This is a genomic window from Paludibacterium denitrificans (assembly GCF_009707705.1).
Taxonomy (GTDB): Bacteria; Pseudomonadota; Gammaproteobacteria; order Burkholderiales; family Chromobacteriaceae; genus Paludibacterium_A; species Paludibacterium_A denitrificans.
Window position 1 is genome coordinate 2995288 of record NZ_WLYX01000001.1, and the last position, 25251, is coordinate 3020538.

Genomic DNA, 25251 nt, shown 5'->3' on the forward strand with positions numbered 1-25251 from the left:
CCGGCTACTGGACTGTGGCGTCCCACTGGTCGCTTGCTCACGAAATGTGCTTGAGGATGGGGGCTGGCCTTTAACCTCGCCAGCGCGGAGGCCGTGGTAAACTCAATTTCCACATGTCATCAACCACGGAGATGCCTTTATGCAAAAATTTTCCGATAACACACGCGGGCACGTTCCGCGTACCCCTCCTCCGCCCCCTCCTAACTCTTCGGGATTTGCGAAGGATCATGCGCCGAGAATGCCGCCACCACCGCCGCCACCGGCAAAAAAGTGAGGTAGTAAATGGATCGTCACGAAGTTGAATTCCAGCTTGATTACTCAATCATCATTGAGGAAATGCAGCTAATCCTTATGGGAAGAGCTGATCGATTCCTGACGTTTTTCCAGTTTTTACTGGGGAGTGCGGCAGCTGGTGATATTTTTTCAATCAAGTTTATTGGTTTTGTTGTGGCGATCTGTGCTGCATTGCAGTTTGTTTACCAACCAGCTTCAAAAGCGATGGAGGCCAAAATCCAGCGCGATCGATATTTGTTACTGAAAAAACAATCGGTAGAGATGAGCACTGAGCAATTGGATTTAGCATTAAAGGATGTCTTGCCTATTGATTCAATTATCCCTAATGCGCTCTGCCATCCTGCTTGGCTGGCTACCTGCTTACAACAGGGAAGGCCAATTGAAGATCATGTAAAAAAGATGACATGGATGGAGTCTTTCCTTTCCGGCTTGCAAGCAGGAGACCCGTTCTGGATAGAACCTCATAACTCTATTGCGTTAATCAGTGGTGGAGCTCCCGGAAGGGCTTCCGGTACTGTTTTCTCTCCTCCGCACATGACGACCGAGAGCGGGTCGTTGAAGTCTATCCGCCTGATGGCGGCCAGCGGTGCGGTACGCTGGTCATCGCAAACCAACACAGCTGCACGCTCCCACACTGAAATACAGACAAATACAAGGAAGAAAAACGGAGCGTGCATGTGTGTTGGTGCTGCATCCCGCCATTCCGTGCAGCGGCTGTCACTATTTCCCGGCCCTTACAGGTCGGTGCCGTGGCGAGTCGGCGTTGGGTTATGCTGGTCTTTAAAGACGCCAGCGCGGTCTCATCGGCAGTTAAGTCCGCCGCTCGCCTTGGTGCTCAGTTGGCGCATCCAGCTTCGCGGCTTTTTCGTAGAGCCGCATCATTCTGCGCATCAGTTTTTTGTAGTAATCGTCTTGGTGGTACTTGCAGACGTCACCCGGATAAATCATGAAACCGTTTTCGTACTCAGGGTGGCTGCACTCGCACTTCCCGCGAAGCTTCGATTTGATCTCTGCTTTGCACGCAGACTCAAAGCTAAACCATCGTCGCCCACCGCCGCGCCAAACAACGGCTACTTCTTTTCTTGGCAGCATGTTGGCCTCCTCGTTAAACATCAAAACCCCCTGTCACGAAGCTTTGATGCTGGCCCTGTTGCCAAGGCCTCCCAGCCCCTCCGCTCGTCATCTGGAGTTAAGGGCCTTCCCATCGGTGCGCTTACGTTCCACGCGCATTGACCACCGCTCATGGGGCTTCTGGGGCTGGGTGTGCAGTCTTGCGCCCGTCTGCCTGACGGTACGCCCCGGACTGGGCGGGTGCTTCTACTGGGTTGTTTGAGATCGGTGCCCGGTGTGCTGGGCTGATGGAGTGAATATACACAAACGTGTTTCTTGGTGTCAACACATTTGTGTTATCAGGATGTGTTTTTTGTGTCATGGAGATACAGCTACGTGTAGGTTGGTGTTGTATGGACGCAAAAAAGCCCGCGAACGCGGGCTGGATGGTGCGAGCCTGCCGCACCGGTTTTTACCCGAATGGTTAGATCCCGTCCGGAGTGTAGTTGGTGTGCAGCCTAGCTGCTGTCGGAGCAAGCCTATCTATGGATAGTCTCAATCTTGCAGTTTAACTAACTTGCCGTTTCGGTATCGGTATAAGACCCCGTAGCCTTGCGTTCCAATGGGAATAAAAACTTCACCGGACCGGAAAAAGACCTTGTCTTGCCCGGTATCTGACATTAGACGAACCCATTTACCATTACGAAGGGAAAATACTTCAACTACCGATTTAAAGTGCTCGGTATCGCAATGCACAACAGCTACTTGTTTTTTTCCGTCCGTTCCAAGTGAAATCTGGGCCACTTCAATTTGAGAACCATGAATGCTCTCTAAGTTATCCAAGCTTACCGGAAGTGCTTTTATTGGCAATTGGTAAGCAACGTTTGCGCCATCTCTTGCTGTGAAATAACCGATTTCACCACGGGCGCGCGGAATTATATCGACGTCATACAAATCGCCATCTTGCTTGAATTTTATCTTCAGTTCTTTAAATGTTCCATCACGGTCAAGTTTAGTAATCTTGGTGGGGACACTGGGATCAATGCAGCGAGGAGCAGCAGCGGCTATCGTAGAGGCCACGGAAAGAGTGATAGCTGCGATATGAAGTAATTTCATGAGATGTCCAGTTGGCAGTTAGCTTATCAGGGCAATTCATTCGCTACCATCCATGGAACCCATGATTGGTAATTGGATGGGCAGCGGAAATGATGGATGACTACGAGCCATTCTATCAGTCATTTTCATGCATTTGCCATAGGTCATGATGGTCATAATGCAAAAAAACCCGCCGAGGCGGGTTAGTGCAATCAACGCAGCATGTGCGCAATCAATAAAACAATTTGTGTTTCGTACATCAGGCCAAAGAAAAATCCAGACAGCAACGTTAGTATATCGTTCATGCTCTTACCTCTTAAATTAGCGCGCCACTAGGATTGGGCGCGTACCCCCAATTTTCAGGCCATAACATGAGGAGCATGCAGCTAACAAAGTGGGGTAACTCTGCCTATTTCCAACTTTTTTCAATTTTTTTGCTAGTTAACGACTAGACTTGCTTGCTTAGACCAAGAAAAAACCCGCTGAAGCGGGTTCATCAGCCATAGGGATGAATCAGGCAGTGGTGTTGATGCGGTTACCGACTGTAGCCGAAATCGGGCGCGATTGACGCTCAACTTCGCCTCGTTTGCTGTTGTCGTTGTCCCCATCGCTATCAGTGGCTACTCGATTCGCCTGACCTGCCGTTCTGCTGACAGCCTGCTGGCTTTGATAAGACATACTGCTGCTTACGCTTGAAATCATGGTTTTATCCTCTTAGGGGGTAGAGTCCCCATTTGTCACTATATCTACGCCAGATTAAAGGCACCTTAAGCCTCAGTCGGGGTTGGCAATGATGCAGGAGATCAGGATATGGTGGGGCAGGCATGAAGTGCAGACAATAAAAAACCCGCCTCGGCGGGTCTTACTTCATATACTTAGCAATAACATCATGTTTTACTTTAAAATAAGAAAACCCAGACTTTAGCGTGATGCAACATTCATCACCACCCACATGTAAATCTGCAATTTTGTATCTACCCTCCGGAATATATCCATGATCCGCGCCATTATAAAATGGTTCATGCATCACCATATCTTTAGGTATCTCAACAAACCCTTTATCGATCCATCTATCGTACAGCCATGTAAAGTCTGCAAAAATCCTATTATTTGGTGGATTTGTTATATTTCTTCGCTGGATTATGAACGGTTCAGAAATATCATAAACGCCAATTAGTATGCTTCTCAAGCTGCTCTTCATTAGCATCTCATCCAAGTCACCGTTTTTAATTCCGATAGCAATAAATTCCAAATAATTAAGTATATAGCGTACGGCTGCGACTTTCTCTTTATCATTAGTGTCTTCGCTAGCAATTAGCTCCAGTGACATCTTTCTTGTTTTACCGGATGCAGTCATGAAGCATTTATTAAGCATTTCAACATTTTCCATATACTTTGCTGACAATCTAGTCTGTAGCAATGTATTTATAGTATGTTGCTTAATTGAATTTCTAATAGTAACCATGGAGCTTGTAATCCAACCTGCGACCGCCGCATATGCCGCAGTTAGAGTTACCCATGACTGTGCATTAAACTCTGATGAAGTAAGTGGAAATGTCTTTGGAAGTAAAAAGTGCCAAGCAGCAAAAATAAAATACGCACATGAGACAAAAATAAGCAAAAGACCCAGCGCTCGGCTGGGTCTTGTGAAAGTCTTTACAGTATTGAAGTTAATCAATTTATACAGCCTTTGCTCCGAGGCCTTCACCTTCATTATATTTTTTCATATTGACATCTCCTGTCTGCGGGTAAAAATTTAAATAAAACGACCATGACAAAAATAGCCCTTGCGTCGCAAAGGCTTCTCATGTTCATGGTCGTTTTATTTAAAGATCTTCCTGCTATTTAGGCAGGTTAAAGTACTTGATTTGTACTTTGTAAGGTAATTCTAGACAGTTCCGCGAGCGCTCACAACCGAGTTATCCACAGATTTCATGTTTTTTTCGCACAGTCAAGTGTCCCACTGAGAGTAAGTAACCTATTTGCGCAATGACCAGCACATGCTGTGCTTGGGGAGCGATGTTCTCATTGAAGGTGCTGAGAAATCAACACCTTCTTCTAGATGTTGCGGCCACTTCATGCCTTTGTGACAGAGTGGCAACAGGTTGGCGATGCTACTAGGGTTGCCATTCCATCTTCGGGAACTCTCTGCTCGTAACCATTCCTGCATAGCCTGACATCACGCACTAGTGCTTGCAACCCAAGAAAACATGAATCTATACCTCAATACCACACCGCCACACCACCATGGTGCGAGCAAGTCCCCCGCCGATGGGCGCTGAACGAATACGACCCATCACCACACTTGGCCGACGCGCTTACCGGTTTGGAGGCCAAGTGCACCGGGCGATGAATCTGCCGACCATCGACGTTGGTGTAGGTATCGCCATCCGTGACAATGTTCGTTGTACCGGTGACGTGGTGCTTGTGGTGATGCGGCACCCTCGCCTTGGGCTGGTGCGGCGACAAGCGCCAGTGCAGCAATGGCGGAAATCAGTAGTTTCTTAAACATTTCGTTCCCTTTGCATGTTCAGCGTTTTGACATGTGACATTGGCATGTCCTCATGCGGTTGCAAAGAATCCCGCTTGCGCGGGACTCTGGTGTGGCGGCTATCGTCCTAGATATTGAAGCTAACGGATACCACCAACCCAACGACATGCAGCGTATCCGGATCATCTGGCTTAGCGTTGATTTCCCGGTAGAGCTTTTCATTGTCCGAGTGAATTGTCACCGAACCATCCATCTGCTTATAAAGCCGTTTCACGTAGCATTCGTTGCCCCGGCAGATAACGTGGACCTTCCCATTCGCTATCTCCTGTTGCCGGTGAACAATCAGGCTTGCCCCGTTCGGTATGGTCGGCTCCATAGAATCGCCCGACGCAACAATACTGAACAGGCTTTCTTTCTTGTAGCCGTGACGCTTCGCCCAGAGCCGTTCGGCAATAGTTAGGGTCGCCCTTGGTATCAACCTCAAGGATGGGCGTTCCATGGCCAGCTGACGCCTTGAGCGTGTAGCGAGGAACGGAAATTACGGCATCGCCAGCTTCATCTTCCGCGTCCAGCAACACAACAGGCCGCATTGGCGTGTTGACTGGCAAGCCGAGGTCAATGACCTCCTTCTGGCCTTCTCCAGTTTTCAGCCACTCAGGATTTACCCCAAGCACCTTAGATAGCTCCAAGGTGAAACGCGACTCGCCGGATCTGTTCTCGATGTTACCGATCGTGGAGGCATGTTTCGCCCCGATTGCCTTGGCAAGCCCAGCTTGAGTAAGCCCTAGCTCCTCGCGCCGCTCCCTAACTCTATCGCCGTATGTCTTCATGAACACAATCGTATCTGCAAGTTCTATCACATGCGTGTCAATATCCTTGCCTTCAAATACACAATCGTGTTTAATCTGTGTCATGGACTGGATCAACGTTATCTCCTCTCTCAAGGCAGCAGGACTCTCGCTTGAAGAAATAGCTAAAGAGGTCGACTGCTCTGTTTCTCTACTTCGGGCGCTATCTCGTAAAGCGCGAGGAAAGCGGCTCTCTTACGACGTCGGTCGGAAGCTTGAGTATCTGTATGAGAAATACCGACAGCCTGACGCTGCCTAATCCAACCAACCAACTGATAAGGAGGCTCCCCATGCGCAAGCGTGACCCTCTGGTGATGGAAGCAAAAAGCCGCTTAACGGAGGCGGAGTACGAAGACCTTCAGGTTGCTGCCGACATGGAAACCGGCGGGAACATTGCGGCATATCTTCGTAAAACCATCCGCGAAAAGCTGTACGGCCAACTGGGTTCAAGCGTACGCGATACCCCGAAGGCAGGCAGTCCCGTAGCGGCCTGAAACGTCCCTACTTCTGGCAGAAAAATGAGTGATGACCATGTTGAAACACGACTGCTTGTTCCGGCTGATATAGCCGCACAAGTGGAAATCGCCCGGTCAAGGGATGGGAAACCATTGAATGACTACTGGGTTGAGACGATGGACCGCCGACTCAATGGAGTTCTCGCGGCTTATCGGAAAGAAAAGCGGGATGAGCAGGGCTGAAAAGGCCCTAGTTCTGTTTTTGCAAAAGAAAACCCCACCGTCAACGGCCGGCCGGGCCTCGGGTGGGGTTCTCAGATACAGAGGTAAGTATGGCCGAATCATTCAACATAGACAAGCACAGCCGCCGTGTTTATTGGCTATGCAAGCGCATGGAGTCAGCCCGGAACCGTGGGCGTATTACTCGTGCCCGTGCGTGCTGCCTAGCCTTGCAGCGCGAGATTGACCGCCGCCCAGCGTGGTTTATCGCGCAGCTTGAGCAAGACAGGGGGCTGGCATCATGAGCGCCGCAGAGAAGATCATCAGCCTGGCAGAGCGCCGTGCAGCCATTGCCCCGGTCGAAGGGAAGAAGCGCATGCAGGACGGTTTCACCGCTATTCCGAATGACGTGGAGGACGCACTGCTTCGCTCCCCGCTGACGCATCGCCAAGAGCGTGTATTCCGCGCCATCCTGCGCAAGACGCTTGGCTTCAACAAGACCGAAGATTGCATTGCCACCACACAGATTTCAGAGCTAACTGGAATTGATGAATCCCCGGTTCGCAAGTGCGTCAATGATCTGGTTGACATGGGATTGGTTGCACGGGGTCGACGCACAAAATTTGGGACGTTCATCACCCCAAATCTTGATGTTTCATCATGGAATTTCAAACAGGACGAATCGTCCCGTTTACCGTCCCAAACAGGACAAATCGTCCCGAATAAACAGTACGATTTAGCCCCCCACAAAAGACAATTACAAAAGACAGTTAAAGAACCTAACGGTTCTTCGTCCTCGGCCAAGCCGAAGACCGACAAAATCGCCTGCCCACATGCACAGCTGATCGACCTGTATCACGAAGAGCTTCCTACCTGCCGACAAGTCCGTGAGTGGAACGATGCTCGCAAGAGCCTCATGCGTGCCCGCTGGAACGAGAAGCTGGCAGCTGGCAAGTATCACGACTTGCAGACTGGACTTGCCTACTGGCGCCGGTTCTTTGCCTACGTCAACCAATCCGACTTCCTGACCGGCCGCTCAGAACCGGGCAATGGCCGCAAGGTGTTTGTTGCTGACCTTGAGTGGATCATCCGTCCGACCAACTTCGCCAAGATCGTTGAGGGCAAGTATCACGAGGAGGCTGGCGAATGATCCCCCTGCACAGCCATGAATCTGAGCAGTCCGTCATCGGCGCGATGCTGATCGACCCTCGCCGCTTGGATGACGTACTGGACGTGATCTCCTCTTCCGACTTCTACGACCCGAGCCACCGAACGATTTTCGGCGCCATTGAGGCCGTCCACCTGAACAAAATGCCGGTGGATGTGGTGACGGTTGGCGAGCAGCTGGAAACGCGCGGCGAGCTGGAGGCGGCTGGCGGATATGGCTACATGGCCGATCTGGCAAAAAACATCCCGTCGGCAGCCAACGTCATGCGCTACGTGAAGATCGTCAACGAGCGCTCCCTGCGCCGCCGCCCTGGTGAACCTTGGCGAGCAGCTGACGGTTTCCGCGACCGAAGTCGAGGACGTCGAGGAGCTGATCGAATCCAGCATCAAGGCGATTGAGCAGGCCCAACCGGAGTGTAGCGAGGACGATCTGGCCACCGGCTCCGACCTGTGTGCAGAGGCCCTGCAATTTGTCACGGAACGCTTCGAGAACAAGGGTTCGATTGGCGGCGTGCCAACTGGATTCATCGACGTGGACAAGCGCCTGCTTGGCATGAAGCCGGGTGACCTGATCATCGTTGCTTAAGCCGCCCCGGCATGGGTAAGACCGTGTACGGCCTGAACATCGCCAACCACGTTGCCGACCACTCCGGCCCGGTGCTGTTCGTTTCGCTGGAGATGTCCAAGCTGCAACTTGGCCTTCGCCAGCAGGCCAACTTCGGCGGCATCAGCATGACGGCCTTGCAAGAAGGCAATCTTGACGCGGAGGACTTTAACTTCCGCCTGCCAAATGCCGTTCGCCGGGCCACGGAATCCCGCCTGTATTGCGACTTCCGCTCTGGCCAGACCGCCGCGCAAATCCGTGCCAAAGCCAAGGCCGTGAAGCGCAAACACGGTCTGTCCATGATCGTGATCGACTACCTCGGCAAGATGACCGCGCCCCGGGCAGAAAACCGCACGAACGAGGTACGGATGATGGTTTCCGCACTCAAAGACATGGCGAAAGACCTGCAAGTGCCCGTCATGGCGCTGGCCCAACTATCCCGCAAGGTTGAGGACCGACCCAACAAGCGCCCGATGATGTCCGACCTGCGCGACTCCGGCGACATCGAGCAAGAGGCCGACGTCATCCAGTTCCTATACCGGGACGAGTATTACGACCACGACAGCCCACACCGCGGATACGTGGAGGTCATTACGGCAAAGCAGCGCATGGGTGAGCCAGGCACCGATTTTCTGGTGTTCCAAGGACAGTACAGCCGCATGAGCAACGCCGACATGCGGGAGGTTCACCGAATGGATGCTGTCGCCTCGGCCAAGCCATACAGCAAGAAAACACGGGGGTTTGACGCATGACCGACACATTCGCTATCCCGAATCCCAACAGCCTGCGCCCCGTCATGCTCCGCGTATGGGAGGCCGTCAATGCCGAGGTCAAAGGCGAGCAAGAAGCCGTGCAGGTGGTCATCAAAAAGATGAGCAAGCGCAGTGCCGAGGCAAACGCCCTGATGTGGGTACGCCTGCATGAGCTGGCCGCACAGACCGACTGGCACGGCATCAAGCTGTCCCCGGATGAGTTCAAAGACCTGCTATCGGCCGGACTGGTGAAATCCAAGGTGGTGCCGAACATCGACGGCACCGGTTTCGTGATCGTCGGCCAGCGCACCAGCAAATTCACCGTTGCTCAGATGAACGACATGATTACGCTGATCGAGGCATTCGGCAGCGAGCGCGGGGTTCGGTTCAGTGCTGATCCGCGCATTGTTCCGAAAGCCAAGAAGCAACAGACCATCCGGTAAGCGTAACCGTGGAAGGCGAATATGAGGTGGCAGCATGAACGGCGTTGCTATCTTCCTCTGCGACATCACTGGGATTGCCGGTGAGCCGTGGCTCGCTGCTGGGTACGACATTGTGCTGGTTGACCCACAGCACACCCGATACATGGTGGAACGTACCACATCCGGCGCAACCGTCGAGCGTATCCCGCTGACGATCCTGCAAGCAGCGCAGCGCCTGGGTGAGATCGTACGCGGTCGGCATGTCGTTTTTGTCGCAGGTTTCCCTCCATGCACTGACGTAGCGGTATCTGGTGCCCGCTGGTTCGAGGACAAGCGAAAGGCTGATCCACATTTCCAGGCCAAGGCAGCACTGGTGGCCGAGCAGTGCCGCATGGTTGGCGAGCTTTCCGGAGCGCCTTGGTTATTCGAGAACCCAGTTTCTGTGCTCTCCAGCATCTTCGGAAAGCCGGATCACACCTTCCACCCATGGCACTTCACCTCGCTGGAGCCTGACGACAACTACACCAAGCAGACGTGCCTATGGGTCGGTGGCGGGTTCGTTATGCCTGACGCCTGCCCTGATGCCTCGCTGGGCGAACCGGATAACCGGATCCACGCCTGCCCTCCCTGGTGATGACCGGGCGAACATCCGCAGCGCTACGCCTCGTGGATTCTCGATAGCCGTCTTCATGGCTAACGCTCCGCACCTGAAACGCCAGCCGAATCTGTGGGAGGCGGCATGAGCAGCAAAACCACCCGCAGCGCCAAGACCGTGCCACGCCCCTACTCCGGCCCGTCTTTTCAAGATGTGGCGACAGCTGATTTCAAGAAGCCAGATCGCATCGAATCAGCTGCAATCCGCGCCAGTGCTAGAGGTGAGGACTGCACTTTCCAGATCGTTGGCGTCTGCAATCAACAAACAGACACGACCGTGCTCTGTCATCTACCTGACGAAAGCCATGGCATGAGCCGCAAGGCTGACGACCTCAGCAGCGCCTACGGCTGCTCTGCCTGCCATGACGTGATCGATGGCCGTGTGAAGCATGACTGGCAGCCTGGCGAAAAGGACTTCTACATGCGGCGTGCGCAGAACAGGACGTGGCGACGGCTGCGCGAAAAGGGACTGCTGATCATAAAGGGTGCCGCATGACATGGACAAAGGTTAGCGCCCTCTGCATCGCATCCGGCCCGTGGCGCATCTTCCGGTACAACCGCGCCGATCCCGAGTATTTCGAACTGTGGCGTGGCGATGAATTCACTGGGCGATACGAGACAAGCGCCAAGGCAAAAGAAGCGGCGGAAATGTTATGGGACGAAGCGGCGTGATGCAGAAAAATTTACTGGCCTTGGGCCGACTCAAAACTGGCGTCATGAACAAAACCGAGGCCGCCTACGCCGCGCACCTTGAACAACGCCAGCACGCTGGCGAGGTAGCCTGGTTCAAGTTCGAGGGCCTGAAGTTCCGGTTGGCCGACAACACGTTCTACATGCCCGACTTCGCCGTAATGCTTGCCACCGGTGAGATGGAGGCCCACGAGGTAAAAGGCCACTGGATGGATGACGCACGGGCAAAGATCAAGATCGCCGCCGACATGTACCCGTTCCGCTTCATCGCCGTGAAGGTACAGCCAAAGAAGGCTGGCGGCGGCTGGGCAATCGAAGAGTTTTGAAATCTGGCAGGTAGAAGCAACAAGGGGAATTGAATGACGGATTTGGGTTTGGTGAGATACATGCGACTGATGGACATTCCTCTGGAAGCACTGGAAGCACTGGAAAACTGGGGGCGCTGGCAGCGTCAGCGTGAGGGCCGCAATCGCTCACCCGGGCTTGAGGGGAAATTCCGCTCCAATCGCTGCCCTGCCTGCTACGAGCATGACGACCCATGCGAGGACTGCCAGCGTAATGCTCCGCACGGCCAGCAGATCGACATGGCGCTGGCGCTTGCTGTGGAGCGAGCTATCACGCGCGGCGCGTTCACACTGGCCAAGGTGTTTCTGTATAGCGGTACCGGGAAAGGCCGAATCGCCGAGCAGTGCTATTGCAAAGAGCAGGCCATCTTGCTGGCGCACTTCCGTGGCATCCGGGTATCACAGCACGGATACGCGAGCAGTAACCCAAAGGCCACCTGCCGGGCATTCGGCATTCAGATTGACGAGTACGACCGGCACGTGGCTAATCTCGTGCGCATGGTCTGGAACAGAATGAAAGCAACCCGTTGACATTGACAAGATCATGCTTCAAACTGTCTTTGACAGTTTGCCTACCTCAGAGCATCGAGTGATCTTCCAGCCGAATGGCTGGATTGTCATGCCTGAAAGAATCAGACATAAGCCCCACGTTTCGACGCGGGGCTTTGTCGTTTATGACAGCAATACCAACTTGGTCACCCCACTCTGGCAATCTTGCTTGTGATCAAAAATTCAGATACATCCTGATTATTGGTGGCCCTGATCAGCTTTTCGGCTACTTGTTGAATCTGATGGGAATTGTTTTCGTAACAATCTACCGCTGCCGCTTCGCCTCCGGGCTAAGCTTATAAACATCCTGAAGAGCTTCAGTTGAGATAAACACCAACTTCGTGGATCCATCCACAATGGCCTGAAAGCTGACACACATTCTTGTTCCGTTGAAACCATGCTTTCCAGCTGGGAAAGTAATATTCATAAAACTTACCTCTTTTCAGTTGTAAATGTATTAGATGTCGTGGCTTTTTCGATAAATACAAGCCAATTAATGCTATAGGGGTAATCCATGCACATGGAACACGCCAAGCCGGTACTCGACGCCTGCCACCTGCACGAAGGCCAGCATGTACTGATGGCATCAGGCCGAGCCGCACGTGTGGCTGACGTAGGCCAGCACGCCATACGCTTCGAGTACCGGAACAGCGCGGGCCGGATGACTACATCGTGCTGCCACGTCACCGGGTGCCTGAGATGGTGCGGGTTTAGGCTATTCCGAAGGTACAACACTGCATCTAATCGCCTCGCTTATGCGGGGCGTTTCTGTTTTTGGCCTCGCTATTTTCTGCGGGGCTTTTTTACGTCCATCCCATTGGAGAAACTATGGACAATTTGATGGAGCTTTCATTCGAGAATCAACCGCTGCAACTGATTGAGCACGACGGACGGCTGTGGCTGAAGTCTGCTGATATTGCTCGCGCGCTGGGTTATGCGCGATCCGATCGAATGGGGCGTGTTTACGATCGACACCAGGCGGAATTCTCCGCGTCGATGACCACGATTTTACGGACCCCCAGTTTGGGACGTGGATCGCCGCCTTTGGAAGAGCGCCTGTTCAGCCTGCGCGGCGCCCACCTGCTCGGCATGTTCGCCCGTACTGCAAAGGGTGTGGCTTTCCGCCGCTGGGTACTCGACCAGCTTGAAAGCATCGAGGCACAGAACAAGGCCAACCGATCGCTGATGGCAGAATGGTATGAAGCCAAAGCAGAACTCGATAACCAGCAGCGATTCGCCAGCCTATGCGGAAAAGGATTGAATGACCACAGGCGGCGAAAGCCAACACTAACTCAGCGTGTGATGCAGATTGCTGACCGCATACAGCCTTCACTGCTACTCACCTAACCCGGCCAAGCGCCGGGTTTTTTGTTTCGCACGGTTGCTGGCCACGGCCAAGCGTAGAACCACACGGTAAGCCGTGCACCCCTATCATTTTTGCGAAATTAACCCCATGAAGAGGTGCATCCATGCCGAAATGCGGGGCATCAACCCGCAAAGGCGGGAAGTGCCAACGCGAGGCGCTGCACGGCAAGCGCCGATGCGCCTTGCATGGCGGTAAAAGCACTGGACCTGTAGGACATAAGAACGCCGCCAAGCCGGGCAGCCTCTACAGCACCTACATGACGCCAGAAGAGCAAGAGATAGCCAGCCAGCTGGAGCTTGGCCGCGTCGATGAAGAGCTACGGCTCACCCGGATACGGCTGATGCGTGCACTGAAGCTGGAGCAAGAGCGCGGCGGCACGGCGGAACTGGACGAGCGCATCGAGCGCGATGGTGCTGAAAACGTCTCGGCGCGAATGGAAGAGAAGTACAAGGTCCGCGACTACGCCGGGATGATCGACAGACTGACGGCGCGGATTGAGTCGCTGGAGGCACGTCGGGCATATCTGATGGGGCAGGAGCAAGAACGCCGAATGCGCGAGCTTGATCTTGCCGAGAAGGAGCGAGCTGCGTCCGGGTTGATGGGTGGCGTGGACTTTACGGTACGCCGAGCTGGCGAGGAGTTGGGCGATGCGCCGTCAAATTGACATCCGCCTGACCGTTCCGCAAGAGGACTTCGTGTTCTCGCCTGCCAAGTTTCCAGCCTTCGTCGGCGGGTTTGGAGCCGGAAAGTCAGAGGCGCTGGTCACACGCCTGCTGTTGCTAAAGCTGCGCTACCCCGGAAACGATGTTGGCTACTTCGCCCCGACCTATGACCTGATCCGCCTGATTGCCTGGCATCGCTTTGCCGAGAAGCTGGAGCAGTGGGGTATCCCGCACAAGCTCAACAAGTCGGAAAACACTCTGGCTGTTCATGGTGCGGGCCGAGTGATCTTCCGCACGCTCGATAACCCCGACCGCATCGTCGGCTTCGAGATCGGCGATGCCGGAATCGATGAATTCGACACACTGGCCGAGAAGCAGGCCGACAACGCCCGGAACAAGGTTTTGGCGCGCTGCGCAAGAAGCCTGACGGACTGCCCAATACCTGCTGCGTGGCGACCACGCCGGAAGGCTTCCGTGCGACGTACCGCAAGTGGGTGAGGGACGCCAAGGCCGAATATGCACTGTACCGCGCGCCCACGCTGTCGAATCCGTACCTGCCAGCCGATTACGTCGATGGGCTGCGCCAGACCTACCCGCCTAACCTGCTGTCGGCCTACATCGAAGGCCAGTTCGTCAACCTGAACTCCGGCGCGGTCTACCCAGACTTCGACCGCCAACTTAATGGCTGTGACACGCTGATACAGCCGTTCGAACCCATCGACGCGGGGGTGGACTTCAACGTCTACAACTGCACGGCCATCCTCTACGTCCAGCGTGGCGACGAGTACCACGCTGTCGGCGAGCTGACCGGCGTCAGGGATACACCGACACTGGCGCGGATGCTGGTCGAGCGCTTCCCGGATAACCCGGTGACGGTCTACCCCGACGCCTCTGGGCAGGGGCACAAGTCGGTCAATGCGGCGCTGTCCGACCTCGCCATCCTGAAGGCCGTGAGCCTTACGGTGCGGGCGAACGGCACTAATCCCGCCGTGCGCGACCGCCGGCCGCGATGAACGCGCTGATTCAGGACGGCGCCGGGCGGCGACGGCTAAAGGTCAACACGATGGCCTGCCCGAAATACACCGAGACACTGGAGCAGCAGGCATACGGTCCGAACGGCGAGCCGGACAAGACATCCGGGCTTGACCACGCGGGCGATGCCATTAAGCGGCTATCCGGTGGCCTTCAAATTCCCTGTGCTACGTCGCGCAGGCTTTACCGTGGCGTAAACATGGCAAAACTATTCGACAACCTCAAGCGTATGGCTGGACGATTGCGCAAACAGCCGATGCGCGATACCACCAGCTACGCGATGCTGCGGCGCATCGGCCTCAGCCAAGTCAGCAAGGCCCGTCCGCTGCCAAAGCCGACGCTAACCAATCTGCGCGCGCTCAGTCACACCCCGTACTGCCGCCGCGCCATCAACGCGGTCAAGGGACGGCTGGTGCATCTGCAGTGGGAAGTAAGGCCGGTCAAGGGCGTGAAGCTTAACGCCGAGCTACAGCGACAGATCGACATCGCTACCGCCTGCCTGATGCAGCCGAACGGCGACGACTCGCTGCGCACGCTACTGGAGCAGGTTGCCGAGGACTGGATGATCTTCGGTGCTGGTTGCTACGAGCAGCAGGCGGCGAGCGACCCGAACCGGCCAGTATGGCTGTGGCCGGTAGATGCACAGTCCATCCAGATTTTCCCGCTGTGGTCTGGTGGCCCGAACGAGGCCCGCTACGCGCAGGAAATCGGCTATGGCCAACTGAATCTGCTGCGCAATGACGAGCTGGTCTATCTGCGCGCCAATCCATCGACGGCAACGCCATATGGCTACGGCCCGGTCGAGATCGCTTTCCGCGATATCTCGCGCCTACTGGGCGCGCAGGAGTACGCCGGACAGGTGGCCAGCAATGCCGCGCCATCGCAGATCATCGCACTGCTTGGTGCCGATCAGACTGCCGTCGATACGTTCCGTGGTTACTGGACCAACGAGATCGAGGGAAAGGGCATGACGCCAATTGCTGGCGCAGAGTCCGTTGGTGGTCAAGCTGACATCAAGGTACTACCGCTACACCCGAACAACGACAGCGCCCTATTCCTGCAATGGCAGAACCTGCTTATTCGCAGTATCGCCGCCGCGTTCGACCTGTCACCGGCAAACCTTGGCGCCGAGGACCACCAGAACCGAGCCACCGCCGAAGTGGCGGAAGAGCGCGATATGGACAGCGCCGTCCGCCCGTTGGCGTCTCTGCTGGCGTCGCACCTGACCCGCGAAACGATTCAGGGCCTGATGGGATTCAGTCAACTGGAGATCGTGCCGCTTGGGCTGGATCGTGATGATGAGAAGGCTGGAGCTGAGGTGTTCAAAATCGAATACACCGGAAACGCCATCACTCCTAACGAATACCGCGAGCGACGCGGCATGCCACCGCACAAGAGTGACGTGGCGAACATGCTATTCACCGATGCCAGGCCAAGTATGGCTTGCTTAGCCATCGATAAAACCACACCGCAAGGATGACCAATATGGCCGCAGCCAAAAAGACGATTCGCAGGAAGCGAAGACCGGACTGATCGAGCAAATTACCGCTGATGTACGTGAGCTGGCCGTCGCTGGAAAGCACACCGAGGAAGCGGCGCTGTCTACCGTACTCGCTCGCCTGCATAGCCTGAAAACCGCCATGGTTGGCGTCGAGCATGAGGCGCTTGGCGAGATTAAGTCGCTGCTGGGCTGACCATGGACCCGATCGAACAAAACGATCTACCGCCAGACGGCGAGCAGGATAAACCGGATGAGTCAGACAGCCACAAGGCGCTGATCGCGGCCATCCTGCTTGCCCTGCTTGGCTTCCAGCGCGATTACTTGCTGCTGTATTTCCCTCCTGAAGGGAATGAGCGGCCAGACCTGTCGCCGTATGCGCCGTCAGGACCAAATGGCTCTCCATCTCGAGGCCCCTCGTCACCCAATCCGCACCGACCGCCATCCGGACAGCCATCGCCGCACGCGCCAACCCTGAGCACTGACAGTCTGAAAAGCGACTCGCAGCGCATCGCCGACTGGATGGCTCGTGAGATCAGCGACACGCTACAGAAGCGTGCCGCCGCGGCTGCTGCCAAAGCTAGGCTCGATGGGCTGGACGAAGAAGGAATAAAGGACGCTATCAAGAAGGTGGTCGAGTCCGATGCGCTGGCCGATGTATGGGCCAATGCGCTGGCGACCACGCTACTCGGCGCCGCTTCGCTGGATACCGCCGAACAGATCGGCGTTGGCACGATGACCGGACAACGCAGCGAGATAACCGCGTGCGTGACACACACCGGGAAATGGATGGCCAGCAGCGTGCGCCGGGCGAGGAATTCGAATCACCCAGCGGCGCTACGGCACTGCACCCGGGCGGATTCGGTGACTGGAGCGAGGATGCGAACTGCCGATGCCAGCTCATTCCGTCAGACGGACAGCACGATGCTACATGGCACCGTTTCGAGCAAATCCGCGCTGATGCAGTGCCAGGACTGAAAGATGCCGTGCGCGAACTGATGAATTCTCACTTGGACGACTTGATGAACATGACCAACATACAGGCCATGCGGTTTGACCTGTCCGCCATGGCCATCGCACTACCCGACGAGTCTCACCCGAACCGGCTGCCGTTCTCCGGTGTGCTGACCAAGGTAGGCGAACCGAGCGACAACCCGCCGGACGGAGCAAATGGCAGGCGTGTGCTGATCCCGACCGATGTAGCGGAGAAGGCGCTCGACAGCCTTGCCGCCATGGGGGTGGACTTCACTGCCGATTATTCCGGCCACGACCCGACCAAGAAGATCGGGGTCATCACCGCCGCTGAGATTGAGGGAAACGACCTCACCATCAGCGGCTTTTTTTATGCGCAGGACTTCCCCGATGAAGTGGCGTTCATCCAGGCCAACAAGGACCGGCTCGGCTTCTCCTACGAGGCGCAAGTCATGGTCGAGGACCAAAACGCTAATCCTTTGACGGTTAGTCACTGTGTGTTCACTGGTGCAGCGGTGTTGTTCAAGGACAAGGCCGCCTACACAACCACCTCTCTTCAAGCATCAAAGGACTCCACCCAAATGGACGAACAACTGAAAGCGGCCCTTGAGGCCATCACCCAATCGGTGGCCGGACTGGCTGCCGAAGTTGCAACCATCAAGGCCAGCGCCACCGTACAAGCCGGTTCCGTGCTGCATAAGGTCAAACCGCACAGCGACGCACTGCGCGCCTGCGCTGACAAGCTCGAAGCCGATGGCATCGGCGCTGACCCGAAGCGTGGCCATGTTGCCGTGCTCCGCCATATGGCCGACAGCATGGAGGCCTCCGCCTGCACTGGCAACCTGCCGAACATCTATACCGGTGGCGATTTCTACTACGCCAGCGCCGAGCAGAAGGCCTACAAGAAGGTAGCCGAGCTGGAAAAGACCGTCGATGACCTGTCGGCCAAGCTGGAAGCTGCCGCCACCGTCGCCGCTGACGCCAAGAAGGCTGCATTCAACGCTGCATCCGCTCCCGATCGCAAGACCGTGTCCCCGGTCATCGCTGCGCTGCTGAAGAAGGGCGGCATTACGCTGGAAGCTTCCGGTGACAACAAACTCAACGACACGCAACTGGATGCCGTGATGAAGGCCTCCGGCGCGAATACTCCGGCCCAGCGCATGGCCAAGAAACTCGAACTGCAAGCCGCCTACCTGCTGTAAAGGAAACACGCAATGACTGCACAATTCCAAAGCCTGAAGGCAGCCGCTGACCAGCTCGGTAACGGCGCCATCGAAGTACCGATGTTCCGGACGAGATCGTTGATCTGGTACGCCGCGAGTCGGTAGCCCTGCAGCGCATCCCGGCTGTGCTTACCACCGGTCACCCGCACCGCTACTTCGAGCAATCCGCTGTTGCGGCTGGCTCGTTTACCGACCCGCGCAGCATCACGCCGACTCCGAGCGGCCCGACCCGCGTAGAACGCGCCCTGTTCATCAAGGCCATCGTCGCACAGACAAACATCGGCCTGTTCGACAAGGAAGTGACCCAACAGCAGGGCCAGTTCGCCAGCGTTGTCGCCAAGGACATCGAAGACGTGGCAAGCGGCATCATTCGCACCTCTGCCGCCGCGCTGTGGAACGGTAACGACACTTCGCTGACTGCCCCGACCACGACCCAATACATGGGCCTTCTGGCGCAGATCACGCAGCAATTTTCCGTTGCGTCTGGCGCATCCATCGTGGATGGCATCAAGACTGCCGTGGCAACCATGCTGGCAGACACCACCCACAACGTCCGACCGAGCGCGATTTACCTGAATCCGCTGCTGATCGACCTGATCGAAAAAGAAGCCAAGTCGGTCAAGCTGGAATTCAACACCATCGAAGTGACGCCGGGCGTTACCGTCAAGGCCATCGCCACGCAGGCGCCCTGCCGCTCATTCCGGACCCGTTCATCCCGACTGACAGCTCCGCCGCCTATGGCTTCACTGCGCCGACCGGTGGCACCAAGAACTACTACGCTGTGATCGTGACCGAGGACATGCTGGAGCGTGCCTATATTTCTGGTGAAACGCAGAACCCGAACCCGCGCGTGTTCCAGCTCGGTCTGCAATCGGCGCTGTCCGGCCAGTACGTCGGCGTGCTGTTCGATAACATCGTCGCCAAGGCTGCCGCCTACGCTCACGCCGTGGTATGCGTGAACAAGTAATACCCAGCAGTAACCGCGAAAACTGATCCGGCCACGAGCCGGTATTTTTTCGCCCACACCCCGGCCATGCGCCGGGGTTTCCCGTTTATGAGGCGACCATGATTGTCTATCACCCTGTCACCCGCGACCGCACGACGCGCACCATTTGCCAGCCCTGGAACCCTGTACCCGAACAGCGATTTTCTGGAGCCTGACGGCACGCCCAAAACGTTCGTCGTGGAGTTTCGCTACGGCAAGGCCGAGGTGGCTGACAATCTTGGGCGCTACCTAATTGACCAAGGGCTTGCACAAGAGTCCGTGATACTGATGGCGGCCTGACATGAGCTATGTGACCACAACCGAGGCGCAGGACTTCGGCGCCGAGCCCGATGTGACGCAGTCTCAACTTGATCAGGCTGGCCGGATGGTAGATGCCTACCTGAAGCGACCGGAAGGGCTGATCTACGAGGTGGATGGAACCGGCAACCCTGTCTGCATGGCCGGGCTGTCACCGTCAGGATCGTTCACGGTGGGCGCGCTGTCTCCGGGTCTGAACGTTGCCGCCACGCTGGCCGGGCCGGTGCAACTGCTGCAGGTGGGCGATGTGCTGATCGCAGATCGCGGTACGACTACTGCCGAGGCGCTGGTGATCGTCAGCCTGTCCGGAGCGAATGTGACATTCCGACGCGTGCGTTATGCCCACGACGGTACTCAGCCGCTGCTGTCCGGGCTGGCGCTGTCAGAGCAAAAGACCACGCCAAACGACCGAGCCATCATTAGGCTGTCGCGCATTCCTGTGGCCGTTCCGCTATCCGGTGTTGGGCGCTACGGATACCGACACCGTGGGGATATCCCGCAGACAGACCCGAACACGCTGTTCGCGCTGTCGGTGACGTTCGGCGGCCCGCCGCGCTGGGAGGTGTTCGACCCAATCAATGCCGCAATTGACCCGCGCACCGGTCAGGTATGGGTGCCAGCTGGTCTGCTGATGGCCTATTACGCCGAAGTGCGCCTGCACTATCTGGCCGGATGGTCTACCGCGCCAGACGCGATCAAGAGCGCCGTGTGCCGCATCGCCAACAACATCAGCCAGTACGGCTATGGCGTTCCGATGCAGGCCGAGCGCGTGGACGGAATCAGCTATACCCGCGCCAATGGAGGCAAGCTGGCCAACGGCGGAATGATCGACGCGGCAACCGAAGAGCTACTGCAGCCCTACCGCGTGAGGCCGCTGGCATGAGCATCGCAAAGACCCTGCAAAACATGGTGCGGAAGCGCGGAACCAAGCTAACCGTCACCCACACGACCGCCAGCGCGTTCGACCCGGCTACCGGTGGTGTGACGCAGACAACGCAGTCCTCCACCGCCAAGGGCATCGTGTCCGCCGTCAACACGCGCGAGGTAAACGGCACGACGATCCAGCTCGGGGATAAGAAGGTACGTTTCTACGCACCAGATCTGAGCTTCGAGCCGGTCCCGAACGACAGCGTGACAATCGGCGGCCAGCCGTGGAACGTGTCTGATGTGCTGCCGACGTGGGAAGGTGATTCCGCTGTTTCGTATCTGCTGATTGTGAGGCGCTAATGGGAGACTTCGGGCAGCAGGTCAAAGATGTGATGGATGCGTACAAAGCTCGGCTGCTTGCCGTTGCGCAGTCCAGCATCTCAGACCTGACAGACGAAGTACTGTTCATGGCGCGAACGCCTGTCGATACCGGTGCGTTTCTAGGGAACATGAACGCGAGTATAGGCAGCCCTGATTCATCATTCAGCCAAGGGAAAACCGATCCTGACGGCGATAGAACCCGCTCTGCCATACAGCAGACCATCATGGCTGTTGCGCTGGGTGATGTGTTCTACCTGACTAATGGGGCGCCCTATGGGCCAGTCTTGGAATATGGCCTCTACCCTAACCCGCCGAAAGGCGGAACCGGAAAGACCACCGGCGGATTCTCGACGCAGGCCCCGGCTAACGTGTTCCGAGTATCGGTTGCCAAGTGGGATGAGATCGTGAAGAAGAACGCACAAGGGCTTAATGCCTCCGGCCTAACCGCTACGTTTACTGGTGGTAAGAAATGACCGAAAACGACGTCCTTTCCGCGCTGCGCACCCGACTGGCCGCGCTTAAGGCCCCACCGATCGCATGGCCTGGTGTGCCGTTCACGCATGCCAGCTCTATCTGGCCTTCGCTGATCTTCCGGTGAGCGAGTCAGCCGCAGGCATTGGTGAAAACGCGCCTAACCTGCTGCGCGGAATCCTACAGGTGACGGTCGCCGGGCCGTCAGGTGTCGGTACGCAAGCGACCGATGCAGTATCGCAAGCCGTAATGCAGCACTTCAAACGCGGAACGGTGATTCCGGCTGGAGACGGTTATGTGCGCGTTGAGTCGGTGAAGCGCGCGCCGATCATCATGGGTGACGCATGGGTAAACCGCCCCGTCAGCATCACCTACTACGCCTACACGACAAACTAGCCCGCGCGAGCGGGATGTAACGATCACTGCCCGCCATTTGGTGGGCTTTTTCATTTGTTTGAAGGATGAGACATGCCCGCCATTGTCATTCCCGCTTACAGTAAAACCCGGCTGGCCATCTGCGCCGAAACCACGCCCGGAACGCTGCTTAAGCTAACCCGGTTTTCATGACCCGACGCATCGAGTCGCTGAAACCGAACTTTGCCCGATCGAACATGAAATCGAGCGAAATTACTCAGACGCGCCAGATCCTGTCGATGCGTCTCGGAACGCATTCCGCCAGCTACCAGTACGCCGCGCCGCTGATCTTGGGCAACCTTGATGCCGAGATTCAGGCAGCGTTCTCCAGCGCCCGGCAGTCCCCGACTTCCACCGGCTCGTTCGCGGCCGTCGCTGCCTCGCAGACCATCACCCGCTCGACGGGGTCATGGCTGACCGATGGCTTCCTTGTCGGCGACATGGTCAAGCTTTCAGGCTTCACCGTGACGGATAACAACAGCATGGTGGCGATGGTCACTGCACTGACGGCCACCACCATGACGGTGGACGTGCTCAAGCCGACCGATGCCACCACGCTGCTGGATGATGCGGCGGCAGCTTACCGCACCGTGGCACTGGCTGGCAAGCGCGTCTCAGTTGGCAATGCCGCGCTGACCACCTTCGGCATTGAGCACTACCTGCCGGATAACAGCGTCTATGAGCTGTTCAGCGGCATGGCCGTGAACAAGCTGCAGATCGATGCCAAGCCGGGCGACATGGTCAAGGCGACGATTGATTTCGTTGGCCTTACCTCGACGATTGGCAGCGCTCCTCAGGCTGGTGCCACCTACACATCCGCACCGACGAACGACCCGATGGATGCGTTCAGCGGCAAGCTGTACGTCGGCGGCGTGGCGTCTGGCAACATCACCACGCTGCAAGTCTCGCTCGACAACGGCCGCAAAACTGCTGACGGCGTAGTCGGGTCACCCGTCGCCCCGGGGCTGATCGAAGGCACCAACGACACGCAGGTTTCGTTGACCGCCTACTTCAGTGACAACTCGCTGGCCAACGCCTTCCGCAACGAGCAGTCAATTGCCATCGATGTTCCGTTCTTCGACCCGAACGGCACCGACTTCATCAAGCTGCGCATGGGTAACGTGAAGATCACCAGCGTTGACGAAGGCATCCAGATGAACGGCTACGTGCTGCTGACCATCAAGGGACAGGCGCTGCTGGATTCGGCATCAGGAACCAACTGCATCCTGCAGCGCAGCAATACGCCGTAACCGTCAACGACTTGCGCCCGCGCCTCTCTCCAAGGGGCCGGGCTTTTTCTTTGCCTTGGAGGCTACATGGACATTTCCGCACTCAATCTGACCGACAAAGCCGATCAGCCGAAGCCGGTAGAAATTTACCACCCTATCACCGGTGAAAAGACTGACATCGTGATCAACATTGTTGGCCGCGAGTCGACACAAGCACGCCGATTTGGACGCAAGGTACGGCAGGACATGTTCCAGCGTGCGCAGGAGCACTGGAAACAGGGAAAGGAAGTTCCAGCGCTGTCCGATGATGAGGAGGACGAGCTGGATGCCAGTCAGCTGGCCGCCATCATTACCGGATGGGATGGCATCGAGAAAGATGGCCAGCCGTACCCGTACAGCCAGGACAACGCGCTGGAACTGATGCGCACCTATCCGTGGATGGCGCGCCAGATCGACAAGGCACACAAGGATGACGAGCTTTTTTTCGGGAGCAAGCCGGACGCCTGATTGAGTGGGCACGGCACTACTTCGAGCTGAATCTGCCCGGTAAGGACGGAATTGCCCTCAAGTCGCATCTGGAAAGCGTGGAGAAGGCTACCGGTATCCGCCCGCCTGATCTTGATCCACCGTGTTCATTCCCTGCCCTGCTTGAGCCGGTGTGGCGATGGTTTGGTGAGCTGTCACAGTGCCGAGGCAACAACGGCTATGGGCCATTGCCGATCACCTATCAGGACATGGCAGCGTGGCAGGCATTGACCGGTGAAACGCCGACGTCGGAAGAAGTCAGGCTGATCATGGCGCTGGACGGGGAGTTCTTCTCTGTTCGAGCTGAGCGTGAAAAATAGGACGGTTGTACGCTATGCTGTTGTGATGGAAGTCGCCCTCATCATCCTGCTTGTTGTTATCGTCATCGCCAAACTGGCGCAGCCATCCGTGCGCGTCATGATCGTGATGACAGGGCAGCCGGAGGAAGATTACCAACCGCCTGAGCCTACTCCACCTGATGACCCGTACAAGCCAATATCGGTTGACCTTGAGTATCTATCCACGCTCAAGGGGGAAACGCAGGTTCAGCTAATGAGGATTGCTGCAGAAGATCACCTGCGCTGCATTCGGCTGGCTATCAAGGACAGAAAGCCTGATGTGGCCCGCCGTATTCTGCGATCGCTGATCGAGCAGTTCCCTGACGCCAAGATAAACGGAGTGGAACGAATGGAGCAGATCATCGCTGAGATGGAGCGGAATAAATCTTAAAATTTCGCTCGTTGATGGCATGGTGATAGGATGATGGCATCTAATGTTTGGTGTAGCCATGGACACATTTATTGATATTTGCGTTGCCATCGCTTTTTTCGGCGTGGCTATTTATCTTTATTTCCTGCCATCAACTATCGCAAGAAAGAACTTTCATCCAGACGCTGGCGCTATTTTCCTTGTGAACTTTTTACTAGGATGGATGCTTATACCTTGGGTTATCTGCCTTGCTTGGGCAAACAAAGAAAAAGAGCCGATAGACCTGAAAAACGGAGACGTGGTATTCGGCAAGAAGTACAAGTCATGCCCATATTGCGGTGAGACAGTGCTGTCCGTCGCCATAAAGTGCAAGCACTGCGGAAGCGACATCAGCAGTAAACCGGAAGTTTCTGACGCATAGACACCATAACCCGTTCCGGCGGGTTTTCATTTTCAAGCCTCGCAACTAATGCGGGGCTTTTTTATTGCCCTGGAGCAAACATGGCGATTGACCTTGCAACCCTAGGATTTGGCGTCGAAACGGCAGACTTGGAGCGTGCAGCCAAGATTCTTGATTCGGTGACTGAATCTGCCGGGCGTGCCGGTAAAGCCGCCAAGGGAATGGCGTCAGATGCCACCAGCGGCATGGATGGATTCACCTCCAGCTCACAGAAAGCCAGTCATGCCGCCCAGCAATACCTGCAAAGCCTGCAAAAGCAGTACGACATGCTGGGCAAGAACAGGATGGAAACGGCAGCATTGCAAGCTGCTTACATGGGATTCAATTCTGAAGTGCAGAAGCAGGCCGCCGCTATCGGCGCTCAGATCGACGCTTGGCACCGAAATGAGGAAGCGGCAAAGGCAGCAGCTAAGGCACAGGATGCAGCATTCCGTGGATCCAAACCGGGCGCTGATGAGGCCGCTGGCTTCATGGCAAAGCTTGGGTTAAATACCGCTTAGGCGCAA

General features: G+C 56.2%; 37 protein-coding genes. 32 read left to right on the forward strand and 5 right to left on the reverse strand.

Annotation, left to right across the window (positions count from 1 at the left end; translation table 11 throughout):
- Positions 1 to 282 precede the first annotated feature (282 nt).
- The gene (locus GKE73_RS19405; protein WP_230371184.1) at positions 283 to 1527 is read left to right on the forward strand and encodes a hypothetical protein; all 1245 of its coding nucleotides are present in this window, start codon (positions 283 to 285) and stop codon (positions 1525 to 1527) included.
- A gap of 372 nt (positions 1528 to 1899) precedes the next feature.
- Here GKE73_RS19405 and GKE73_RS19410 read toward each other — a convergent pair whose 3' ends face one another.
- From GKE73_RS19410 to GKE73_RS19430, 5 genes are all read right to left on the reverse strand, one after another.
- The gene (locus GKE73_RS19410) at positions 1900 to 2460 is read right to left on the reverse strand and encodes a hypothetical protein (protein ID WP_230371185.1); all 561 of its coding nucleotides are present in this window, start codon (positions 2458 to 2460) and stop codon (positions 1900 to 1902) included.
- Between the two features lie 841 nt (positions 2461 to 3301).
- Complete coding sequence (locus tag GKE73_RS19415; protein ID WP_230371186.1) at positions 3302 to 4153, reverse strand: DUF4760 domain-containing protein; 852 nt, start codon at positions 4151 to 4153, stop codon at positions 3302 to 3304.
- Positions 4154 to 4662: 509 nt separating this feature from the next.
- The gene (locus GKE73_RS19420) at positions 4663 to 4908 is read right to left on the reverse strand and encodes a DUF3761 domain-containing protein (RefSeq protein WP_230371187.1); all 246 of its coding nucleotides are present in this window, start codon (positions 4906 to 4908) and stop codon (positions 4663 to 4665) included.
- A gap of 149 nt (positions 4909 to 5057) precedes the next feature.
- The gene (locus GKE73_RS19425) at positions 5058 to 5306 is read right to left on the reverse strand and encodes a S24 family peptidase (protein WP_230371188.1); all 249 of its coding nucleotides are present in this window, start codon (positions 5304 to 5306) and stop codon (positions 5058 to 5060) included.
- Positions 5188 to 5856, reverse strand: a complete 669-nt coding sequence (locus tag GKE73_RS19430; protein WP_230371189.1) for a helix-turn-helix domain-containing protein — start codon at positions 5854 to 5856, stop codon at positions 5188 to 5190. The genes GKE73_RS19425 and GKE73_RS19430 overlap by 119 nt, the downstream gene beginning before the upstream one ends.
- A 212-nt stretch (positions 5857 to 6068) precedes the next feature.
- Here GKE73_RS19430 and GKE73_RS19435 point away from each other — a divergent pair, with 212 nt between their 5' ends.
- The 31 genes from GKE73_RS19435 to GKE73_RS19585 all read left to right on the forward strand — a co-directional run bounded on the left by GKE73_RS19435 (position 6069) and on the right by GKE73_RS19585 (position 25245).
- Positions 6069 to 6272, forward strand: a complete 204-nt coding sequence (locus tag GKE73_RS19435; protein ID WP_230371190.1) for a hypothetical protein — start codon at positions 6069 to 6071, stop codon at positions 6270 to 6272.
- A 481-nt stretch (positions 6273 to 6753) separates the two neighbouring features.
- On the forward strand, positions 6754 to 7602 hold the full coding sequence (locus GKE73_RS19440; RefSeq protein WP_230371191.1) for a replication protein: 849 nt from the start codon (positions 6754 to 6756) through the stop codon (positions 7600 to 7602).
- Positions 7599 to 8018: a DnaB-like helicase N-terminal domain-containing protein gene (locus tag GKE73_RS19445; RefSeq protein ID WP_230371192.1), complete on the forward strand. Its 420-nt coding sequence runs from the start codon at positions 7599 to 7601 to the stop codon at positions 8016 to 8018. Before GKE73_RS19440 ends, GKE73_RS19445 begins: the two co-directional genes overlap by 4 nt.
- Positions 7933 to 8205, forward strand: a complete 273-nt coding sequence (locus GKE73_RS19450) for a hypothetical protein (protein ID WP_230371193.1) — start codon at positions 7933 to 7935, stop codon at positions 8203 to 8205. The genes GKE73_RS19445 and GKE73_RS19450 overlap by 86 nt, the downstream gene beginning before the upstream one ends.
- Before the next feature lie 11 nt (positions 8206 to 8216).
- Complete coding sequence (locus tag GKE73_RS19455; RefSeq protein WP_230371194.1) at positions 8217 to 8975, forward strand: replicative DNA helicase; 759 nt, start codon at positions 8217 to 8219, stop codon at positions 8973 to 8975.
- On the forward strand, positions 8972 to 9418 hold the full coding sequence (locus GKE73_RS19460; protein WP_230371195.1) for a recombination protein NinB: 447 nt from the start codon (positions 8972 to 8974) through the stop codon (positions 9416 to 9418). Before GKE73_RS19455 ends, GKE73_RS19460 begins: the two co-directional genes overlap by 4 nt.
- Before the next feature lie 34 nt (positions 9419 to 9452).
- Positions 9453 to 10031: a hypothetical protein gene (locus GKE73_RS19465; RefSeq protein WP_230371196.1), complete on the forward strand. Its 579-nt coding sequence runs from the start codon at positions 9453 to 9455 to the stop codon at positions 10029 to 10031.
- 105 nt (positions 10032 to 10136) lie between these two features.
- A complete protein-coding gene (locus GKE73_RS19470) occupies positions 10137 to 10547 on the forward strand; it encodes a nuclease domain-containing protein (RefSeq protein WP_230371197.1) in 411 nt (136 codons plus the stop codon).
- Positions 10544 to 10723, forward strand: coding sequence for a hypothetical protein (locus GKE73_RS19475; protein ID WP_230371198.1), 180 nt, complete (start codon positions 10544 to 10546; stop codon positions 10721 to 10723). The genes GKE73_RS19470 and GKE73_RS19475 overlap by 4 nt, the downstream gene beginning before the upstream one ends.
- Positions 10723 to 11067: a DUF1064 domain-containing protein gene (locus GKE73_RS19480; protein WP_230371199.1), complete on the forward strand. Its 345-nt coding sequence runs from the start codon at positions 10723 to 10725 to the stop codon at positions 11065 to 11067. The genes GKE73_RS19475 and GKE73_RS19480 overlap by 1 nt, the downstream gene beginning before the upstream one ends.
- 60 nt (positions 11068 to 11127) lie before the next feature.
- Entirely contained in the window at positions 11128 to 11616 is a 489-nt protein-coding gene (locus tag GKE73_RS19485) for a hypothetical protein (protein WP_230371200.1), read from the forward strand.
- Between the two features lie 846 nt (positions 11617 to 12462).
- Positions 12463 to 12981 carry a BRO family protein gene (locus GKE73_RS19490; RefSeq protein ID WP_230371201.1) on the forward strand — a complete coding sequence of 173 codons (519 nt, stop codon included), beginning with the start codon at positions 12463 to 12465 and terminating at the stop codon, positions 12979 to 12981.
- A gap of 122 nt (positions 12982 to 13103) precedes the next feature.
- Positions 13104 to 13664, forward strand: a complete 561-nt coding sequence (locus GKE73_RS19495; RefSeq protein WP_230371202.1) for an HGGxSTG domain-containing protein — start codon at positions 13104 to 13106, stop codon at positions 13662 to 13664.
- On the forward strand, positions 13648 to 14160 hold the full coding sequence (locus tag GKE73_RS19500) for a hypothetical protein (protein ID WP_230371203.1): 513 nt from the start codon (positions 13648 to 13650) through the stop codon (positions 14158 to 14160). The genes GKE73_RS19495 and GKE73_RS19500 overlap by 17 nt, the downstream gene beginning before the upstream one ends.
- Positions 14112 to 14675 carry a hypothetical protein gene (locus tag GKE73_RS19505; protein ID WP_230371204.1) on the forward strand — a complete coding sequence of 188 codons (564 nt, stop codon included), beginning with the start codon at positions 14112 to 14114 and terminating at the stop codon, positions 14673 to 14675. The genes GKE73_RS19500 and GKE73_RS19505 overlap by 49 nt, the downstream gene beginning before the upstream one ends.
- A complete protein-coding gene (locus tag GKE73_RS19510; protein ID WP_230371205.1) occupies positions 14672 to 16174 on the forward strand; it encodes a phage portal protein in 1503 nt (500 codons plus the stop codon). The genes GKE73_RS19505 and GKE73_RS19510 overlap by 4 nt, the downstream gene beginning before the upstream one ends.
- A gap of 216 nt (positions 16175 to 16390) precedes the next feature.
- The gene (locus GKE73_RS19515) at positions 16391 to 17170 is read left to right on the forward strand and encodes a hypothetical protein (protein ID WP_230371206.1); all 780 of its coding nucleotides are present in this window, start codon (positions 16391 to 16393) and stop codon (positions 17168 to 17170) included.
- Positions 17158 to 18366, forward strand: coding sequence for a hypothetical protein (locus GKE73_RS19520; protein ID WP_230371207.1), 1209 nt, complete (start codon positions 17158 to 17160; stop codon positions 18364 to 18366). Before GKE73_RS19515 ends, GKE73_RS19520 begins: the two co-directional genes overlap by 13 nt.
- Before the next feature lie 146 nt (positions 18367 to 18512).
- The gene (locus tag GKE73_RS19525) at positions 18513 to 19172 is read left to right on the forward strand and encodes a hypothetical protein (RefSeq protein ID WP_230371208.1); all 660 of its coding nucleotides are present in this window, start codon (positions 18513 to 18515) and stop codon (positions 19170 to 19172) included.
- On the forward strand, positions 19169 to 19354 hold the full coding sequence (locus GKE73_RS19530) for a hypothetical protein (RefSeq protein WP_230371209.1): 186 nt from the start codon (positions 19169 to 19171) through the stop codon (positions 19352 to 19354). The genes GKE73_RS19525 and GKE73_RS19530 overlap by 4 nt, the downstream gene beginning before the upstream one ends.
- Before the next feature lie 102 nt (positions 19355 to 19456).
- Complete coding sequence (locus GKE73_RS19535) at positions 19457 to 19672, forward strand: hypothetical protein (protein ID WP_230371210.1); 216 nt, start codon at positions 19457 to 19459, stop codon at positions 19670 to 19672.
- Position 19673: 1 nt separating this feature from the next.
- Complete coding sequence (locus GKE73_RS19540) at positions 19674 to 20573, forward strand: hypothetical protein (protein WP_230371211.1); 900 nt, start codon at positions 19674 to 19676, stop codon at positions 20571 to 20573.
- Positions 20570 to 20917, forward strand: a complete 348-nt coding sequence (locus GKE73_RS19545) for a hypothetical protein (RefSeq protein ID WP_230371212.1) — start codon at positions 20570 to 20572, stop codon at positions 20915 to 20917. Before GKE73_RS19540 ends, GKE73_RS19545 begins: the two co-directional genes overlap by 4 nt.
- Positions 20917 to 21411 (forward strand): hypothetical protein, encoded by a 495-nt coding sequence (locus tag GKE73_RS19550; RefSeq protein WP_230371213.1) that lies wholly within the window; start codon positions 20917 to 20919, stop codon positions 21409 to 21411. The genes GKE73_RS19545 and GKE73_RS19550 overlap by 1 nt, the downstream gene beginning before the upstream one ends.
- Before the next feature lie 64 nt (positions 21412 to 21475).
- The gene (locus GKE73_RS19555; protein ID WP_230371214.1) at positions 21476 to 21805 is read left to right on the forward strand and encodes a phage tail terminator-like protein; all 330 of its coding nucleotides are present in this window, start codon (positions 21476 to 21478) and stop codon (positions 21803 to 21805) included.
- Between the two features lie 167 nt (positions 21806 to 21972).
- Positions 21973 to 23073: a phage tail tube protein gene (locus GKE73_RS19560; protein ID WP_230371215.1), complete on the forward strand. Its 1101-nt coding sequence runs from the start codon at positions 21973 to 21975 to the stop codon at positions 23071 to 23073.
- Positions 23074 to 23139: 66 nt separating this feature from the next.
- Complete coding sequence (locus GKE73_RS19565; RefSeq protein ID WP_230371216.1) at positions 23140 to 23559, forward strand: phage-derived protein YdaY family protein; 420 nt, start codon at positions 23140 to 23142, stop codon at positions 23557 to 23559.
- A gap of 77 nt (positions 23560 to 23636) precedes the next feature.
- A complete protein-coding gene (locus GKE73_RS19570) occupies positions 23637 to 23897 on the forward strand; it encodes a phage tail assembly chaperone (RefSeq protein ID WP_230371217.1) in 261 nt (86 codons plus the stop codon).
- Positions 23898 to 23922: 25 nt separating this feature from the next.
- Positions 23923 to 24306, forward strand: coding sequence for a hypothetical protein (locus tag GKE73_RS19575; protein WP_230371218.1), 384 nt, complete (start codon positions 23923 to 23925; stop codon positions 24304 to 24306).
- A 58-nt stretch (positions 24307 to 24364) separates the two neighbouring features.
- Entirely contained in the window at positions 24365 to 24706 is a 342-nt protein-coding gene (locus GKE73_RS19580; RefSeq protein ID WP_230371219.1) for a superinfection immunity protein, read from the forward strand.
- Positions 24707 to 24786: 80 nt separating this feature from the next.
- A complete protein-coding gene (locus GKE73_RS19585) occupies positions 24787 to 25245 on the forward strand; it encodes a hypothetical protein (protein ID WP_230371220.1) in 459 nt (152 codons plus the stop codon).
- The last annotated feature ends 6 nt before the right edge of the window (positions 25246 to 25251 follow it).

Bases quoted from the DNA above. Each gene is read 5' to 3' on its own strand.
- GKE73_RS19405 (WP_230371184.1), top strand. From the start codon at position 283: ATGGATCGTCACGAAGTTGAATTCCAGCTTGATTACTCAATCATCATT.
- GKE73_RS19410 (WP_230371185.1), bottom strand. From the start codon at position 2,460: ATGAAATTACTTCATATCGCAGCTATCACTCTTTCCGTGGCCTCTACG.
- GKE73_RS19415 (WP_230371186.1), bottom strand. From the start codon at position 4,153: ATGAAGGTGAAGGCCTCGGAGCAAAGGCTGTATAAATTGATTAACTTC.
- GKE73_RS19425 (WP_230371188.1), bottom strand. From the start codon at position 5,306: ATGGAGCCGACCATACCGAACGGGGCAAGCCTGATTGTTCACCGGCAA.
- GKE73_RS19435 (WP_230371190.1), top strand. From the start codon at position 6,069: ATGCGCAAGCGTGACCCTCTGGTGATGGAAGCAAAAAGCCGCTTAACG.
- GKE73_RS19440 (WP_230371191.1), top strand. From the start codon at position 6,754: ATGAGCGCCGCAGAGAAGATCATCAGCCTGGCAGAGCGCCGTGCAGCC.
- GKE73_RS19445 (WP_230371192.1), top strand. From the start codon at position 7,599: ATGATCCCCCTGCACAGCCATGAATCTGAGCAGTCCGTCATCGGCGCG.
- GKE73_RS19455 (WP_230371194.1), top strand. From the start codon at position 8,217: ATGGGTAAGACCGTGTACGGCCTGAACATCGCCAACCACGTTGCCGAC.
- GKE73_RS19460 (WP_230371195.1), top strand. From the start codon at position 8,972: ATGACCGACACATTCGCTATCCCGAATCCCAACAGCCTGCGCCCCGTC.
- GKE73_RS19465 (WP_230371196.1), top strand. From the start codon at position 9,453: ATGAACGGCGTTGCTATCTTCCTCTGCGACATCACTGGGATTGCCGGT.
- GKE73_RS19470 (WP_230371197.1), top strand. From the start codon at position 10,137: ATGAGCAGCAAAACCACCCGCAGCGCCAAGACCGTGCCACGCCCCTAC.
- GKE73_RS19475 (WP_230371198.1), top strand. From the start codon at position 10,544: ATGACATGGACAAAGGTTAGCGCCCTCTGCATCGCATCCGGCCCGTGG.
- GKE73_RS19480 (WP_230371199.1), top strand. From the start codon at position 10,723: ATGCAGAAAAATTTACTGGCCTTGGGCCGACTCAAAACTGGCGTCATG.
- GKE73_RS19485 (WP_230371200.1), top strand. From the start codon at position 11,128: ATGCGACTGATGGACATTCCTCTGGAAGCACTGGAAGCACTGGAAAAC.
- GKE73_RS19490 (WP_230371201.1), top strand. From the start codon at position 12,463: ATGGACAATTTGATGGAGCTTTCATTCGAGAATCAACCGCTGCAACTG.
- GKE73_RS19495 (WP_230371202.1), top strand. From the start codon at position 13,104: ATGCCGAAATGCGGGGCATCAACCCGCAAAGGCGGGAAGTGCCAACGC.
- GKE73_RS19500 (WP_230371203.1), top strand. From the start codon at position 13,648: ATGCGCCGTCAAATTGACATCCGCCTGACCGTTCCGCAAGAGGACTTC.
- GKE73_RS19510 (WP_230371205.1), top strand. From the start codon at position 14,672: ATGAACGCGCTGATTCAGGACGGCGCCGGGCGGCGACGGCTAAAGGTC.
- GKE73_RS19515 (WP_230371206.1), top strand. From the start codon at position 16,391: ATGGACCCGATCGAACAAAACGATCTACCGCCAGACGGCGAGCAGGAT.
- GKE73_RS19540 (WP_230371211.1), top strand. From the start codon at position 19,674: ATGAGCTATGTGACCACAACCGAGGCGCAGGACTTCGGCGCCGAGCCC.
- GKE73_RS19545 (WP_230371212.1), top strand. From the start codon at position 20,570: ATGAGCATCGCAAAGACCCTGCAAAACATGGTGCGGAAGCGCGGAACC.
- GKE73_RS19550 (WP_230371213.1), top strand. From the start codon at position 20,917: ATGGGAGACTTCGGGCAGCAGGTCAAAGATGTGATGGATGCGTACAAA.
- GKE73_RS19555 (WP_230371214.1), top strand. From the start codon at position 21,476: ATGGCCTGGTGTGCCGTTCACGCATGCCAGCTCTATCTGGCCTTCGCT.
- GKE73_RS19560 (WP_230371215.1), top strand. From the start codon at position 21,973: ATGACCCGACGCATCGAGTCGCTGAAACCGAACTTTGCCCGATCGAAC.
- GKE73_RS19565 (WP_230371216.1), top strand. From the start codon at position 23,140: ATGGACATTTCCGCACTCAATCTGACCGACAAAGCCGATCAGCCGAAG.
- GKE73_RS19575 (WP_230371218.1), top strand. From the start codon at position 23,923: ATGGAAGTCGCCCTCATCATCCTGCTTGTTGTTATCGTCATCGCCAAA.
- GKE73_RS19580 (WP_230371219.1), top strand. From the start codon at position 24,365: ATGGACACATTTATTGATATTTGCGTTGCCATCGCTTTTTTCGGCGTG.
- GKE73_RS19585 (WP_230371220.1), top strand. From the start codon at position 24,787: ATGGCGATTGACCTTGCAACCCTAGGATTTGGCGTCGAAACGGCAGAC.